This window comes from Bordetella sp. FB-8 (assembly GCF_000382185.1).
Taxonomy (GTDB): domain Bacteria; phylum Pseudomonadota; class Gammaproteobacteria; order Burkholderiales; family Burkholderiaceae_B; genus Bordetella.
In genome coordinates, this window is sequence record NZ_KB907784.1 from 1,864,320 (window position 1) to 1,878,923 (window position 14,604).

The 14,604-nt window shown below is 65.9% G+C and carries 14 protein-coding genes; 5 read left to right on the forward strand and 9 right to left on the reverse strand.

Annotation, left to right across the window (positions count from 1 at the left end; translation table 11 throughout):
- Window position 1: 1 nt before the first annotated feature.
- The 6 genes from H143_RS0108925 to H143_RS0108950 all read right to left on the reverse strand — a co-directional run bounded on the left by H143_RS0108925 (window position 2) and on the right by H143_RS0108950 (window position 5,823).
- Window positions 2-721, reverse strand: a complete 720-nt coding sequence (locus tag H143_RS0108925) for a gluconate 2-dehydrogenase subunit 3 family protein (protein WP_019937893.1) — start codon at window positions 719-721, stop codon at window positions 2-4.
- A 201-nt stretch (window positions 722-922) separates the two neighbouring features.
- Window positions 923-1,648 (reverse strand): ABC transporter ATP-binding protein, encoded by a 726-nt coding sequence (locus H143_RS0108930; RefSeq protein ID WP_033365441.1) that lies wholly within the window; start codon window positions 1,646-1,648, stop codon window positions 923-925.
- Between the two features lie 71 nt (window positions 1,649-1,719).
- Window positions 1,720-2,490 (reverse strand): ABC transporter ATP-binding protein, encoded by a 771-nt coding sequence (locus H143_RS0108935; protein ID WP_019937895.1) that lies wholly within the window; start codon window positions 2,488-2,490, stop codon window positions 1,720-1,722.
- Window positions 2,483-3,433, reverse strand: coding sequence for a branched-chain amino acid ABC transporter permease (locus tag H143_RS0108940; RefSeq protein ID WP_019937896.1), 951 nt, complete (start codon window positions 3,431-3,433; stop codon window positions 2,483-2,485). The genes H143_RS0108935 and H143_RS0108940 overlap by 8 nt, the downstream gene beginning before the upstream one ends.
- Window positions 3,434-3,714: 281 nt before the next feature.
- Window positions 3,715-4,596 carry a branched-chain amino acid ABC transporter permease gene (locus H143_RS0108945; RefSeq protein ID WP_026349865.1) on the reverse strand — a complete coding sequence of 294 codons (882 nt, stop codon included), beginning with the start codon at window positions 4,594-4,596 and terminating at the stop codon, window positions 3,715-3,717.
- A 75-nt stretch (window positions 4,597-4,671) separates the two neighbouring features.
- Entirely contained in the window at window positions 4,672-5,823 is a 1,152-nt protein-coding gene (locus H143_RS0108950; protein ID WP_019937898.1) for an ABC transporter substrate-binding protein, read from the reverse strand.
- Between the two features lie 141 nt (window positions 5,824-5,964).
- Between H143_RS0108950 and rocF the strand changes: the two genes are divergently transcribed.
- Both rocF and H143_RS0108960 read left to right on the forward strand, forming a co-directional pair.
- Entirely contained in the window at window positions 5,965-6,903 is a 939-nt protein-coding gene (gene rocF, locus H143_RS0108955; protein WP_026349866.1) for an arginase, read from the forward strand.
- 38 nt (window positions 6,904-6,941) lie between these two features.
- Window positions 6,942-7,715 (forward strand): sulfurtransferase, encoded by a 774-nt coding sequence (locus H143_RS0108960; RefSeq protein WP_019937900.1) that lies wholly within the window; start codon window positions 6,942-6,944, stop codon window positions 7,713-7,715.
- Here the strand turns inward: H143_RS0108960 and H143_RS0108965 are convergent.
- Window positions 7,636-8,604, reverse strand: a complete 969-nt coding sequence (locus H143_RS0108965) for a LysR family transcriptional regulator (protein ID WP_019937901.1) — start codon at window positions 8,602-8,604, stop codon at window positions 7,636-7,638. The genes H143_RS0108960 and H143_RS0108965 overlap by 80 nt on opposite strands.
- A gap of 112 nt (window positions 8,605-8,716) precedes the next feature.
- Here H143_RS0108965 and H143_RS0108970 point away from each other — a divergent pair, with 112 nt between their 5' ends.
- Complete coding sequence (locus H143_RS0108970) at window positions 8,717-10,015, forward strand: MFS transporter (RefSeq protein ID WP_019937902.1); 1,299 nt, start codon at window positions 8,717-8,719, stop codon at window positions 10,013-10,015.
- Between the two features lie 55 nt (window positions 10,016-10,070).
- On the opposite strand, the gene metG is transcribed toward H143_RS0108970, so the two are convergent.
- Both metG and H143_RS0108980 read right to left on the reverse strand, forming a co-directional pair.
- Window positions 10,071-12,176, reverse strand: a complete 2,106-nt coding sequence (gene metG / locus H143_RS0108975; protein ID WP_019937903.1) for a methionine--tRNA ligase — start codon at window positions 12,174-12,176, stop codon at window positions 10,071-10,073.
- 347 nt (window positions 12,177-12,523) lie between these two features.
- Window positions 12,524-12,793: a hypothetical protein gene (locus H143_RS0108980; RefSeq protein ID WP_019937904.1), complete on the reverse strand. Its 270-nt coding sequence runs from the start codon at window positions 12,791-12,793 to the stop codon at window positions 12,524-12,526.
- A 76-nt stretch (window positions 12,794-12,869) separates the two neighbouring features.
- On the opposite strand from H143_RS0108980, the gene apbC reads away from it, so the two are divergent.
- Window positions 12,870-13,955, forward strand: a complete 1,086-nt coding sequence (apbC, locus tag H143_RS0108985; protein ID WP_026349869.1) for an iron-sulfur cluster carrier protein ApbC — start codon at window positions 12,870-12,872, stop codon at window positions 13,953-13,955.
- Between the two features lie 80 nt (window positions 13,956-14,035).
- A complete protein-coding gene (gene dcd, locus H143_RS0108990) occupies window positions 14,036-14,599 on the forward strand; it encodes a dCTP deaminase (RefSeq protein WP_019937906.1) in 564 nt (187 codons plus the stop codon).
- Window positions 14,600-14,604 lie beyond the last annotated feature (5 nt).

Here is a 14,604-nt window from a genome sequence, read left to right on the forward strand (position 1 = left end):
TTCAAGCCTTTTCGCCGGAGATGGAAACGGGGCCGTAGGGGTATTTCACGTTGCCCTGTTCGGGCCAGCCCACGAAGTCGCCGCGCGCGCCGGTAAAGCCGATCATCTTCCAGCCCACCATATTTTTGTTGCCGCCGTACTGCGGGTCGGACAGGAAGCCTTCCTTGGTGTTGCCCAGCAGCTGGCCGAAGAAGGTTTTGGACGGCACGTTGGCGAACCGCGGCTTGCCGCCCTCCATGTCCTTGAGGACGTGTTCCTGCGTGGATTTGTCCAGGTCGATGAAGGCCTTGCCGTACTGCTGCTTGCAGTAGGCGTCGCAGTCGGCGATGCCATGGCGGTAGACCTCGCGCGGCACCAGGCTGATCTGCCAGCCGTAGGTGGGGTCGACATCGGGGTGGAATGGGCCCTGCATGTACCAGAGCTTGCCGTGGCCGTAGGGCGTCTGCATTTGGCGGTCGATGAATTCGGGCACGCCCGCCGCGAGGGCGCCCGGTCCGAGCTCGTCCGCGGGGATGAGGTGGTCGACCGCAGCCTGGATGAAGGCCCATTCGGCCTTGTCGAAGTAGGTCGGTGCGTAGGCGGCGCCGGCGGGCGGCGCGTTCGTGAGCGTCTCGGCCTGCGTGGCTTGCAGCGCGGCGCCGGCGGCGAGCGTGGAAGCCGGCACAATGGCCAGGGTTTGAAGAAAGCGCCGGCGTGGCTTGGGTTCGTGCTTATCGGTCATGCGAAGTCTCCGGAAAACGGGAGCCCGGTCATCGGTCGCCAGGATCCCAGACCGATATGACAGAAGGTCGCGTCCCCATATATTGCGATAGAAAGCTTGCAAATCCCTGTTCAGGGCGAAAGTTAATTTGTTAATTTTTGTCGCGGCGGTGCCCTCAAGCAAACGGCCCCCGAAGGGGCCGTGTCGCAAGCCGCGGGTCTTTCAGCCGCCCAGATAGGCTTGCAACACGCGGGGATGGCCCAGCAGTTCGCGGCCGGTGCCCGTCAGGGCCATGGCGCCGTTTTCCAGCACATAGCCGTGCTGTGCGATCTTGAGCGCCTGGCGCACGTTCTGCTCCACCAGGAACAGGGTCAGGCCGGTGCCGTTGATGGCGCGCAGCGCGCGAAAGATCTCCTGCACCACGATGGGCGCCAGGCCCATGGAGGGTTCGTCCAGGAACAGCAGGCGCGGCTTGGCCATGAGCGCGCGGCCGATGGCCAGCATCTGCTGCTCGCCGCCCGACAGGTTGCCGGCCAGGCCCGACAGGCGCTCCTTCAGGCGGGGAAACAGGTGCAGGACATAGTCGAGCTCGCTCGCCGCGGACTTCAGGCCGCGGCGGTAGGCACCCAGTTCCAGGTTTTCCAGGATTGTCATGGTGGTGAGGATGGCCCGGCCCTCGGGCACCTGCACGATGCCGCGCGCGACGATCTGGTGCGGCTTGAGCGGGGTGATGTCCTCGCCCTCGAACAAGACCTTGCCGCGACGCTTGGGCACCAGGCCCGAGAGCGAGAGCAGGGTGGTCGACTTGCCGGCGCCGTTGGCGCCGACCAGGGCGGTGACTTCGCCGGCGTTCAGCGTGAAGTCGATGCCGCGCACGGCTTCGATGTGGCCGTAGTTGATCTCCAGGCCGCGCACTTCCAGCATGGCTTGACTGCTGCTGTTACTCATAGGGGTGCCCTCCTGTCGCTGCGCGACTGCCTCCCCAAGGGAGGATTCGCGCTTGGAGCGGTCCGGCGCGCTCATGCGGCCTCCTCGTCGTCGTCGCGGCCCAGGTAGGCCTCGATCACCTGTTCGTTGTTGCGGATGTCCTCGGGGCCGCCCTCGGCGATGATCTTGCCGAAATTGAGCACGGCGATCCGCTCGCACAGGCCCATCACGAACTGCATGTCGTGCTCGATCATGAGGATGGTGTAGCCGCGGTCGCGGATGGCCTGGATCTCGGTCATGAGCCCGGCGCGCTCGCCGGTGTTCATGCCGGCCACGGGTTCGTCCAGCAGCAGCAGGCGCGGCTCGGTGGCCAGCGCCCGGGCCAGTTCCAGGCGGCGCTGTTCGCCGTAGGACAGGTTGTCGGCCAGATCGTGGGCCTTGTGGTCCAGCTTCATCCAGGACAGCAGCTCGAGCGCACGCTCGCGGGCGCGGGCCTCGTGTTCGCGGTACCTGGGCAGGCCCAGCAGCAGGCTGGCAAAGCCGTAGTTCATGTGCCGGTAGGCGCCCACCACCACGTTCTGCAGCAGCGTCATTTCCTTGAACAGGCGGATGTTCTGGAAGGTGCGCGCGATGCCCAGCCGCGTGATCTGGTGCGGCTTCTTGCGCAGGATGTCCTGGCCGTCGAAGGCGATGCCGCCGGAAGTCGGGTCCAGCAGGCCGGTGATGAGATTGAAGACCGTGGTCTTGCCGGCGCCGTTGGGGCCGATCAGGCCGTAGATGGCGCCTTGCGGCACCTTGATGTTGACGTCGCGCAGCACATGCAGGCCACCGAAGCTCTTGGAGAGGGAGGAGATCTCAAGCATGATCGTCGTCCTTGTCGGCATGCGGCTGGCCGCCGGGGCGCCCCAGGGCGGGCGAACCCCCCTGGGCGGCAGCAAGCCCGGAGGGCGCGGCGTGGGGGACTTTTCTTAACCAGCGCTTGAAGCGGGCAGGGTCCCAGATGCCTTGTGGCAGGAACAGCACGATGAGCACCAGGATGAGGCCGTTGACGATCAGCTTGTAGTCGCCCAGGGCGCCCAGCGCCTGGGGCAGCAGCGAAATGATGAGGGCGCCCAGGATGGGGCCGGTCAGGCCGCCGATGCCGCCCAGGATGGCCATGGTCAGGATTTCGACGCCGCGGTCAAAGCCGTATTCGGTAGGCCCGATGAAGAAGTTCAGGTGGGCGTTCAGGCCGCCGGCCAGGCCCGCGATGATCGCGCCGCCCACGAAGGCCAGCATCTTGGTGGTGCGCACATTGATGCCCATCAGGCCTGCCGCGGTCTCGTCGCCGCGGATGGCATCGAAGGCGCGCCCCACCTTGGAGGCACGCACGCGCCACAGGATAAAGAGCACGACCAGGACGGACAGCAGCACGTGCCATCCCTGCGTGAGTTGCGGAATGCCGTTCAGGCCCATCGCGCCGCCCGTGAGGGAATCGGTGTTCAGGATGACGACGCGCACCACTTCGCCGAAGGCCAGGGTGGCGATCGCCAGGTAGACCCCCGACAGGCGGATGAGCGGCAGGCCGATGATGACGGCGATGACGGCCGGCAAGGCCATGCCCCCGGCCAGCGACACAAAGAACGGCGTGCCGGCGTTCATCGTGAGCAGCGAGGACGTATAGGCGCCGATGCCCAGGAAGGCCGCGTTGGCCACGGCCAGCATGCCGCAGTCCAGCGTGAGCCAGATGGAGAATGCCAGCAGGATGTTGGTGCCCAGGGTGAGCACCAAATTGCTGTAGACATCCCAGAAGTTTTGAAGGTCCATAGTTGTTACCCGAGCGAGCCGCCAGGCCGCCCTAAGGCGAGCGACAAGTGCCCCCTGGGGGGCCGCGAACACGAAGTGTGAGTAGGGGGAGACATAGTTACCCGAGCGAGCCGCCAGGCCGCCCTAAGGCGAGCGACAAGTGCCCCCTGGGGGGCCGCGAACACGAAGTGTGAGTAGGGGGAGACATAGTTACCCGAGCGAGCCGCCAGGCCGCCCTAAGGCGAGCGACAAGTGCCCCCTGGGGGGCCGCGAACACGAAGTGTGAGTGGGGGGGGCCATTTTCATGCCTTGCGTTGGACCACTTTGCCGAACAGGCCTTGCGGGCGGATCAGCAGGATGAGGAACAGCAGGCCGAAGGCTACCGCGTCGCGCATGGTCGAGCCTATGTACGCCACCGACAGCACCTCGGTAAAGCCCAGGAACAGCCCCGCCAGCATGGCGCCCAGGATGTCGCCCATGCCGCCCAGGATGATCACGGCGATACCTTTTTGCAGCATGGTTCCGCCCATCAGGGGGAAGACGGCGTTGGACGACAGGCCGATCATCACGCCGGCCAGCCCGCCCAGCGCGGACGCGGTGGCGGACGTGACCAGAAAGGTCTGCTCGACGTTGATGCCCAGCAGCCAGGCGGCCTTGGGCGATTCGGCGATGGCGCGCAGCGCGCGGCCGAACTGCGTGCGCCGCATGACGAACATCAGCACGGCCATCAGCACGAAGGACACCACGACGATGCCGATGTCGATCGCGGCGATATGCACGCCCGCGATCACCAGATCATGCTGGGGTATGGTGCTGACGGGGAAACGCTGGTTGTCCGCGCCGAACACGGCCTGTATGCCGTTGCTCAGGATGATCGCGATGCCGATAGTGGCGATCATGGGGATGAGGTGGGGGGAGTTGCGTTTGCGCAGCGGCTTGAGCACCAGCACGTCGATTGCGGCGCCGCACAGGCCCGAGACGACCATGGCCACGACGATGGCCAGCCACAGCGGCAGTCCCAGGTGCGTGATGACGGCCAGCGCGGCATAGGCGCCCACCATGAACACCGCGCCGTGCCCCAGATTGATGACGCCCAGCACGCCGAAGACCAGCGTGAATCCCAGGGCGAACAGCGCATACACGCAGCCCAGGGACAGGGCGTTGACGAATTGTTGTTCAAGCATGACGGTCGATCCCGAAGACATAAACGCATAAGGGCGACACGGGGTCGCCCTTATGCGGCTAGGCTAACGCCGCGGTTACTTCACGATGGTGTATTGACCACCCTTGGTCACGCTGATGATCGGGGTCTGGTCGGCGTCGTAGCCGGCCGGCTTGCCCGTCTTGCTGTTCTTGGCCTGGACGAACTTGAAGGGGCCGGTGGCGCCCGTCCACTGCACGGTGGCCAGGGCATTGCGCAAGTCGGCGCGGTCCTTGGCGAGGTTGCCCGTGAAGTGCATCTTCTTCATGGCGGCGGCGGCGATATACATGCCGTCATAGGCCTGCGCCGAGAACTGGTCGGGATCGGCGTGGAACTTGGCCTTGTAGGCGGCGATGAACTTGGTGTTCTGCGGCGAGTCGTTGCTCAGCGACCACGGGCTGCCCACCCACAGGTTGTCCGACGCCGCGCCCGGGGCCAGGCTAAAGAGCTTGGGCGAGTTCATGCCGTTGCCGCCGATGAAGGGCACATTGATGCCCAGTTGGCGGGCCTGCGCGACGATGGGGCCGCCTTCGGCGATCAGCGCCGACAGCACGATGGCGTCGGGGTTGGTGCTCTTGATCTTGGTGAGCTGGGCCTTGAAGTCCACGTCGCCGGTCGAGAAGGTCTCGGTGTCGGTGGTGGCGATGTGATCGTCGGCCAGGGCCTTTTTGAAGATCTCGTAGCCGCCCTTGGAGAACGCGTCGTTGTTGGCGTACATTACGGCCACTTTCTTCAGGCCGAGCTTGGCCTTGGCCGTCTTGACCGTGACGGGGATGACCGCCGATTCGGTGACCGAATCGCGGAAGATGTAGTTGCCCGGATCGGTGATGCCGTCCACCGTGTTCGAGGTGCCGAACGCCACGACCTTGGCGGCCTGGGCCAGGGGCTGGGCCGACAGGGCGCTGTTCGAGAGCGTGGGGCCGAAGACCATCAGGACCTTGTCCTGGAAGATCAGTTTCTTGAAGGCATTGATGGCCTCTTCTTTCTTGGTCTGTTCGTCCTCGACGATCAGCTTGATCTTGTTGCCGTTGATGCCGCCCGCGGCATTGATCTGGTCGGCGGCCAGTACGAAGCCATTGCGGATGTTGTTGCCGTATTGGGCGGCGCCGCCCGTGAGGGCTTCGGTCACGCCGATCTTGATGTCGGCGGCATGGGCGGAACAGGCGATCAGCGCAGCAGCAACAGGCGCAAGTTTGAACACGAATTTCATGGGGGCGGATCCTTGAATGGGTTTGTCTCGGATTAGGTATACCGGCCGAAGGCACGGAGGCAACATCGTGGCGGGTTGACCAGGCTGCCGGGGTTTGTGATAGTACACCTATTGTTGCGAATCAATACACAGGGTTGTCCAGTGAGCGTATCTCCATCCGAATTGACCGCCGTGCTGATCGGCGCGCCCACCGATGTCGGGGCGGGTTCCCGCGGTTCGTCCATGGGGCCCGAGGCCCTGAGGGTAGCGGGCATCGCCCAGATGCTCGCGCGCCGCGGCCTGGCGGTGCGGGACGTGGGCAATCTGCACGGCCCGGGCAACCCCTGGCTGCCGCCCGAGGACGGCTATCGGCATTTGCAGGAGGTGGTGGCCTGGAACCAGTTGACGCACGACGCCGTGTACGAGGTGCTGCAGGCCGGCGAACTGCCGGTGCTGCTGGGCGGCGACCACAGCCTGGGCATCGGGTCCATCAGCGCGGTGGCCCGTCACTGCGCCGAGGCCGGCCGCAAGCTGCGCGTGCTGTGGCTGGACGCGCATGCCGATTTCAACACCAGCGCGATCACGCCGACCGGCAATATCCACGGCATGCCCATGGCCTGCCTGTGCGGCGACGGTCCGGCGGAGCTGATCTCCATGGCCGGCCGCGTCCCCGCGATTGAGTCGTCCTGGGTGCGGCAGATCGGCATACGCAGCGTCGACGAAGGCGAGCGCCAGCGGGTGCGCGCCACGCGGCTTGGTGTCTACGACATGCGCCATCTGGACGAAGCCGGGATGCGCGCGGTGATGGAGTCGGCCCTGGCGGGGCTCGATGACGACACCCATCTGCATGTGAGCTTTGACGTGGACTTCCTCGACCCGGAGATCGCGCCGGGCGTGGGCACGACGGTGCCGGGCGGGCCGACCTACCGCGAGGCCCAGTTGTGCATGGAAATGATCGCCGATACCGGGCGGGTGCGTTCGCTGGACATCGTCGAACTGAACCCGGCCCTGGATGTGCGCAACCGCACGGCCGAGGTGGCCGTGGAACTGGTGGAAAGCCTGTTCGGCAAGTCCACGCTGATCCGCGAGCGCAAGTCGTGACGGGCCGGCGGGGTGAAGGCCCCGATTAAAATCGGGGTATGAGTCCTGCCATTTCCGCTTCTTCCGGTGGCCGCGTGGTCAATATCGCGGCCTATAAATTCGTCACGCTCGATGAGCTGCCCGCCCTGCGCGAGCCTCTGCGCGAGCGGGCGATCACGCTCGGCTTGAAAGGCACGGTGCTGCTGGCGCCCGAGGGCATCAATCTGTTCCTGGCCGGGTCGGGCCACGCCATCGAAGGCTTTCTGCATTGGCTGCGCGGCGACGCGCGCTTTGCCGATTTGCAGGTCAAGTTCAGCCAATCGGATACAGTGCCCTTTGCCAGGATGCGGGTCAAGATCAAGCGCGAGATCATCCGCATGGATCATCCGGCGATACGCCCGCAGGCAGGCCGTGCGCCCGGCGTGGACGGGCCGACGCTGGCGCGCTGGCTGGCTCAGGGCCGCGACGACGCGGGCCGCGAGGTGCTGATGCTGGACACCCGCAATGCTTTCGAGGTGGACGTGGGCACGTTCGAAGGCGCGGTCGATTGGCGCATTGCGCGCTTTACGCAGTTTCCCGCGGCGCTGCGCGAGCACCTGGGCGAACTGCAGGACAAGACGGTGGTGAGCTTTTGCACCGGCGGCATCCGCTGCGAGAAGGCCGCCATCTACATGGCCCAGGCGGGCGTGCCGCACGTCTATCAGCTCGAAGGCGGGATCCTGAAGTATTTCGAGGAAACCGGGGGCGCAGGGTTTACGGGGCGGTGCTTCGTTTTCGACGAACGTGTTTCGCTGGATCCGGCGCTGGCGCCTGAGCGCGATCCCGCGGGCTGACGGCGGCCTCCGCCAGCTCGCGGAACCCTTGCTCCTGCGCAGAGGTTTCGCCCGCGCGAAACACCAGCCACATCGCCGACTTGGCTTCCTTCTCGCGCAGCGGCCGGTACGCCACGCCGTTGACCTCGATGCTGCGCAAGGCCTGCGGCACCAGCGCAACCCCCAGTCCCGCGGCGACCAGACCCACGATGGTCGACACCGCGCGTGCCTCCTGCGTGACGCGCGGCACGAAGCCCGCGCGGCGGCACAGCGACATGATCTGGTCGTAGACGCCCGTGCCGCTTTCCTGGGGGTACATGACGAAACCGTCGTCGGCCAGGTCGCGGGCCGACAGGGGGCCTGTGCCGCCGGCCAGGCGATGCTGCGGCGGCAGGGCGACGACGAGCGCGTCTTCCAGCAGGCGCAGGGTGCGCAGCGTGGGAGGCAGGTTGGGCGCCGTGGCGCCGCGCACCAGGGCCAGGTCCAGGCGGCGGTCGAGCATCGCGGCCAGCTGATCGTGGGTGGTCAGCTCCTCGATGCGCAGATGCACGCCGGGCCAGCGCTGGCGGTAGGTGTGGATCAGGTGGGTAATGAGCGGGGTCAGGGCGGCTGAATTGACCAGGCCGATACGCAGTTCGCCCAGCTCGCCGCGTTGCACGCGGGCGGCGATGGCGCCGACGCGCTCGGCCTGGGCGAGCAGCGCCCGGGCTTCGGGCAGCAGGGCCTGGCCGGCCGGCGTCAGCTCGACCCGGCGGTTGCTGCGCTCGAACAACTTGGCGCCGAGTTCTTCTTCCAGCACGCGGATCTGATGGCTCAGCGGCGGCTGGGCCATGTTCAGGCGCAACGCGGCGCGGCCGAAGTGCAGGGTCTCGGCCAGGACGGTGAAGTAGCGGATGCGGCGCAGATCCATGATATCGATTATGTATCAATCACGAATAAAACGATATTGGACGCAAGATGGCAATCTTGGCGATGATGCAAGCTCCAGGCCCAACGCTTGATGAACGAGAAGGTTGAAATTCATGGCTGCGCAATATGCCCCGGCGCCCCTGGCGCCCGCTTCCCTAGCCGACGGGGCGGTCGGCACGATGGCCGGCGGCCGCGCGCCGGGCGCGGAGTCCGGCCGCAAGATCGAACACGGCACGGCACAGTTTGTGCTCGCCAATGTCGCTTTGTTCGCGGCAGGCCTGGCGACGTTCGCGTTGCTGTATTGCGTGCAGCCGCTATTGCCGCTTTTTTCGCAGGATTTCCACATCAGCGCGACGCAGGCCAGCCTGTCGTTGTCGCTGACGACGGGCTTGCTGGCCGTGTCGCTGCTGGTGGCCGGGCCCATTTCAGAGGCCTGGGGCCGCAAGCCGATGATGGCGACCTCGCTGCTGCTATCGGCCGTGCTGGCCCTGGCGAGCGCGCAATTGCACAGCTGGGGGACGTTCCTGGCCGCGCGGGCGCTGATGGGCGTGGCCATGAGCGGCTTGCCGGCCGTGGCGATGGCCTATGTGGGCGAGGAAATGCACCCGCGCACTCTGGGCCTGGCGATGGGCCTGTATGTGGGCGGGTCGGGACTGGGGGGCATGTCCGGCCGTCTGCTGGTCGGGGTGATGACCGATTTCTGGGGCTGGCGCACGGCGCTGACGGTGATGGGCCTGGTGGGTATCGCGTGCGGTGCGATCTTCTGGCGCTGCCTGCCGGATTCGCGCAATTTCGTGCGCAGCCCCCTGAGCTTTAAAACGTTGTCCAGAACCTATGCCACGCACCTGCGCGACGGCGTGCTGCCCTGGCTGTTTGCCGAAGGACTCATCGTGACGGGCGGGTTCGTGACCATTTACAACTACATCGGCTATCGGCTGGTGGCGCCGCCGTTTTCCCTCAATCAGACGGAAATCGGCCTGATTTTCGTCGTGTATCTGTTCGGGATCGCCAACTCGGCTTTCATGGGATCGCTCTCTACGCGTTTCGGGCGGCATCGGCTGCTGCCGTTCACCTTCGGTTTGATGCTGTTGGGGATCCTGCTGACCTGCGGCGGATCGCTGCGGATGATCGTGGCCGGCATCGCGGTGCTGACGGTGGGCTTCTTCGGCGCGCACTCCATGGTCAGCGCCTGGGTGGGCGCGCGGGCCAAAGTGGGCAAGGCGCAGGCCTCGTCCTTGTATCTGTTCGCCTACTACATGGGGTCCAGCGTGATGGGTTCGCTGGGTGGCCTGTTCTGGACCTGGGGCGGCTGGCCCGGGGTGGCGGCGATGACGGGGTTGCTGGTCGCGGCCGGCATCGCGGTCGCGGGGATGCTCGGCAGGCTGCCCGCGCTGCAGCCCGAAAAAGCCTGAAGAAAAAGGCTCCCGCGAGGGAGCCTTTTGGGTTGGGCGTAACCGGTGGCGGCGTTCAGCGCACGCGCATGCCCGGCTCGGCGCCCGGGAAGGGTTCGAGCACGTAGATGCCGGGGTTGGCGGCTTCGTCCGCATGGCTGGCGGCCAGCACCATGCCTTCGGAGACGCCGAACTTCATCTTGCGCGGCGCCAGGTTGGCCACCATCACGGTGAGCTTGCCGATCAGGTCGGCAGGCTCATAGGCCGACTTGATGCCCGAGAACACATTGCGGTGGCGGCCTTCGCCCACGTCCAGCGTCAGGCGCAGCAGCTTGGTCGAGCCCTCGACGTGTTCGCAGTTGACGATCTTGGCGATACGCAGGTCGACCTTGGCGAAGTCGTCGATGGCGATGGTCTCGGCCAGCGACTCGCCGCCGGGCACCGTCGCGGGGGCATCGGGCGCGGCCTGGGGGCCCTCTTCAGGCGGTTCGAACAGGTCGTCGAGCATCTTGGGCTCCACGCGCTGCATCAGATGCTTGAAGGGGGCGACGGTCTGCGGCAGCTTGCCGGCATCGCTCCAGACGAAATCGGCCGCGTTGCCGAACAGCTCGCGCGCCACGCGGCGTGACAGTTCGGGCAGCACCGGGGCCAGCATCACCGACAGGGCCTTGAAGCCGGCCAGGGCGCGCGAGCAGATGTCCTGCAACTGCGCGCGGCGGGCCGCGTCGGCGTTGGCCCAGTCCTTGGCCAACACCCAGGGCTGGGCCGCGTCGAAAGCCTGGTTGATGCGGTCGGCGATGGCCATGATCTCGCGGATGGCGCGGTTGTACTCGCGCGCCTCGAAGGCCGCGCGGGCGGCCTCGGCAGCGGCGGCGTACTCGGCCGACAGCGCAGCGGTATCGCCCTGCGCAGTGTCCAGATACGCCAGCGCGCCGTCGAAATACTTGGTGATGAAGTTGGCCGCGCGGCTGGCGATGTTGATGTATTTGCCGACCAGATCGCTGTTGACGCGGGCGATGAAGTCCTCGGGGTTGAAGTCCAGGTCTTCAACCTTGGCGTTGAGCTTGGCGGCCAGGTAATAGCGCAGCCATTCGGCGTTCATGCCGATTTCCAGGTAGCGCAGCGGCGAGATGCCGGTGCCGCGGCTCTTGGACATTTTTTCGCCGCTCACCGTGATGAAGCCGTGCACATTGACCGCGTCGGGCGTCTTGCGGCCGGCGAACTTGAGCATGGCGGGCCAGAACAGCGCGTGGAAATAGATGATGTCTTTGCCGATGAAGTGCACTTGCTCGGTCGTGCCGTTCGGGTCGAGCAGGGCGTCGAAGTCCAGACCCTTGAGCGCGCAATAGGCCTTGAGCGAGGCCAGGTAGCCCACCGGCGCATCTAGCCACACATAGAAGTACTTGCCCGGCGCGTCGGGGATCTCGATGCCGAAGTAGGGCGCCTCGCGCGAGATGTCCCAGTCGCCCAGGCTCGATTCCCCGCCTTGCGCGCCCACCCATTCACGCGTCTTGCCGAGCATTTCGGACTGCAGGTGCGGCGTGCCCTGGGCGTTGCTGCCGGCCGTCCATTCGCGCAGGAATTGCACGCAGCGCGGGTCGGACAGCTTGAAGAAGAAGTGCTCGGACGACTTGAGCACCGGCGTGGCGCCGGTCAGCGCCGAATACGGGTTGATGAGGTCGGTGGGGGCGTAGGCCGCGCCGCAGACTTCGCAGGAGTCGCCGTATTGATCCTTGGCGTGACACTTGGGGCATTCGCCCTTGATGTAGCGGTCGGCCAGGTACATGCCCTTGACCGGGTCGTAGAACTGCTCGATGTCGCGCGTGGCGATCAGGTCCTGGGCCTTGAGCGCGCGATAGATGTCCTGCGACAGGGCCGTGTTTTCTGGCGTGTCGGTCGAGTGCCAGTGGTCGAACTTGACGTGAAAGCCGTCCAGGTACTGCGGGCGCTCGGCGGCATAGCGCGCCACCAGCTGTTGTGGGGTGATGCCTTCCTTCTCGGCCTTGAGCATGATGGGCGCGCCGTGCGCATCGTCGGCGCCCACGAAGTGCACCGTATGCCCGGCCATGCGCATGGCCCGCACCCAGATGTCGGCCTGGATGTATTCCATGATGTGGCCGATGTGGAAGGAGCCGTTGGCGTACGGGAGGGCGGTGGTGACGAATAGCGTGCGGGACGTCATGACTTGGGCTTTTTTTGTTCTGGAGAAGAAAATAAGCCTCAGATTTTAGAGGCTTTGCGGCATTTGAGTTCTTGAGCCGCCGTCGGCAGGACTGCGGGCGTTCCGATGCTCGCCCGGTGGGCTGCGGATGGCCGCCCCGTGCTTCGGACTCCCTTCGTCCTGTCGAGGGCTCATGGTTTCAATGCATGCGAGGCCTTAAAACCGTCGAATGAGGCCGCTACGAGCCGAGGACCCCGGAGCAATCCGAAGCGCGGGGCGGCCAACCACTGCCGCGGAAGCGGCGAGCATCGGAATTGCGCAGGGCAGCCTCGGCGCCTTAAGAACCGATGTTTTAAGGCGGGCAAAATTCAGCGGATCTCGCGCGCCTGGACGTCGATGACGTCGGTGGCGGCCTTGGCGTAAGGCTGGCCGGGTGCGTTGAACGGATGCATCGGGCCGCGCCGCTGCTGCCAGTAGCCGCGCACGCCGAAAGGCTTGCCGCGCAGCCGGGCCACGATGTAGAGCAGGCCTATCGCGATGGCCGTCGAGACCATGAAGATGATCGCCATGGCCGCGCCGATCAGGGCGATGGCGGCCAGGCATAGATTGCGCAGCAGGCGGGGGAGAAAGTGGTTCATGGTGATATCCGCTATTCTTGCGGGATGAGCGGCGGGCGCAATGATCCCAAGCCCGCCCAAGCCGATCTAGATATCAATGAGTATAACGACAGAGCAAGTCCGTGCCGCGCTGCGCGCGGCACATGATCCTTACAGTCGATTGCCGTTGGCCGCATCTGTAAAAGATCGTGACATCCAAGCGGGGCCCGCCGGGCTGGCCGTGCGCATCGAGTTGGGCTACCCGGCCGGCTATGCCCAGGCCGAAGTGGCCCAGATCGCACGCCAGGCGCTGGCCGCGGCCGGCGCGCCCGAGGCCCGGGTGACGGTGGCGTGGTCGGTCGGCGCGCACGCGGTGCAGGCTACGCTCAAGCCGCTGACGGCGGTGCGCAATATCATCGCGGTGGCCTCGGGCAAGGGCGGGGTGGGCAAGAGCACCACGGCCGTGAACCTGGCCCTGGCCCTGGCGGCCGATGGCGCGCGCGTGGGTGTGCTGGACGCCGACGTCTACGGCCCGAGCGTGCCGCTGATGCTCGGCCTGAAGGACAAACCGGTCAGCAAGGACAATAAGTCCATGGAACCCCTGCAGGCCCACGGCATCCAGGCCAACTCCATTGGCCTGCTGGTGGACGCCGATTCGCCCATGATCTGGCGCGGCCCCATGGCCACCCAGGCGCTGGAGCAGCTGCTGCGCCAGACCAACTGGGGCGGCCTGGACTACCTGCTGATCGACATGCCGCCCGGCACGGGCGACATCGCCCTGACTTTGGCGCAGAAGGTGCCGGTGGTGGGCGCCATCATCGTCACCACGCCGCAGGACATCGCGCTGCTCGATGCCCGCAAAGGCCTGAAGATGTTCGAGAAGGTCGACGTGCCGGTGCTGGGTGTGGTCGAGAACATGGCCATGCATATCTGCACCCAGTGCGGCCATGTGGAGCACATTTTCGGCGAAGGCGGTGGCCAGCGCATGGCCGCGCAATACGGCGTGGCCTGGCTGGGCAGCCTGCCGCTGGCCCTGGCCATCCGCGAGCAGGCCGACTCCGGTACGCCCATCGTGGCGGCCCAGCCCGATGGCGAAGCCGCCGGCCTCTACCGCGGCATCGCCCGCAAGCTGGCGGCCCTGGTGGCCGGCCTGCCGCGCGACATGGCGGGCAAGCTGCCGGATGTGGTGGTCAAGCCGGCGTAAGCGGGGGGGCAGGCCGGGCGCGGCGCACGCCGATCCAAGCGGATGTTTACAATGGCCGGCCATATTGGAGGCCTACTTTCATGAGCATCAAGAGCGACCGTTGGATACGCCAGGCCGCCCAGGCCGGCATGATCGAGCCTTTCGAGGCCGGCCAGGTGCGCTGCGTCAATGGCGAGCGCATCGTCAGCTACGGCACCAGCAGCTACGGTTACGACGTGCGCTGCGCCAAAGAATTCAAGATCTTCACCAACATCAACTCGACCATCGTCGATCCCAAGGCCTTCGATGAGAAGTCCTTCGTGGACTTCACGGGCGATGTCTGCATCATCCCGCCCAATTCGTTCGCCCTGGCGCGCACGATGGAGTATTTCCGCATTCCGCGCAGCGTGCTCACGATCTGCCTGGGCAAGAGCACCTATGCGCGCTGCGGCATCATCGTCAACGTGACCCCGCTCGAGCCGGAATGGGAAGGCCACGTCACGCTCGAGTTCTCCAATACCACGCCGCTGCCGGCCAAGATCTACGCCGGCGAGGGCTGCGCCCAGTTCCTGTTTCTGGAAAGCGACGAGGTCTGCGAGACTTCCTACGCCGATCGCGGCGGCAAGTACCAGGGCCAGCGCGGGGTCACGCTGCCACGCACCTGAAGCGG

What these genes read in the sequence shown, in the direction of transcription:
- H143_RS0108940 (WP_019937896.1), bottom strand. Translation starts at nt 3,433, where the DNA reads ATGGACCTTCAAAACTTCTGGGATGTCTACAGCAATTTGGTGCTCACC.
- dcd (WP_019937906.1), top strand. Translation starts at nt 14,036, where the DNA reads ATGAGCATCAAGAGCGACCGTTGGATACGCCAGGCCGCCCAGGCCGGC.
- H143_RS0108965 (WP_019937901.1), bottom strand. Translation starts at nt 8,604, where the DNA reads ATGGATCTGCGCCGCATCCGCTACTTCACCGTCCTGGCCGAGACCCTG.
- H143_RS0108945 (WP_026349865.1), bottom strand. Translation starts at nt 4,596, where the DNA reads ATGCTTGAACAACAATTCGTCAACGCCCTGTCCCTGGGCTGCGTGTAT.
- H143_RS0108950 (WP_019937898.1), bottom strand. Translation starts at nt 5,823, where the DNA reads ATGAAATTCGTGTTCAAACTTGCGCCTGTTGCTGCTGCGCTGATCGCC.
- apbC (WP_026349869.1), top strand. Translation starts at nt 12,870, where the DNA reads ATGAGTATAACGACAGAGCAAGTCCGTGCCGCGCTGCGCGCGGCACAT.
- H143_RS0108970 (WP_019937902.1), top strand. Translation starts at nt 8,717, where the DNA reads ATGGCTGCGCAATATGCCCCGGCGCCCCTGGCGCCCGCTTCCCTAGCC.
- H143_RS0108960 (WP_019937900.1), top strand. Translation starts at nt 6,942, where the DNA reads ATGAGTCCTGCCATTTCCGCTTCTTCCGGTGGCCGCGTGGTCAATATC.
- metG (WP_019937903.1), bottom strand. Translation starts at nt 12,176, where the DNA reads ATGACGTCCCGCACGCTATTCGTCACCACCGCCCTCCCGTACGCCAAC.
- H143_RS0108980 (WP_019937904.1), bottom strand. Translation starts at nt 12,793, where the DNA reads ATGAACCACTTTCTCCCCCGCCTGCTGCGCAATCTATGCCTGGCCGCC.
- H143_RS0108935 (WP_019937895.1), bottom strand. Translation starts at nt 2,490, where the DNA reads ATGCTTGAGATCTCCTCCCTCTCCAAGAGCTTCGGTGGCCTGCATGTG.
- H143_RS0108925 (WP_019937893.1), bottom strand. Translation starts at nt 721, where the DNA reads ATGACCGATAAGCACGAACCCAAGCCACGCCGGCGCTTTCTTCAAACC.
- H143_RS0108930 (WP_033365441.1), bottom strand. Translation starts at nt 1,648, where the DNA reads ATGAGTAACAGCAGCAGTCAAGCCATGCTGGAAGTGCGCGGCCTGGAG.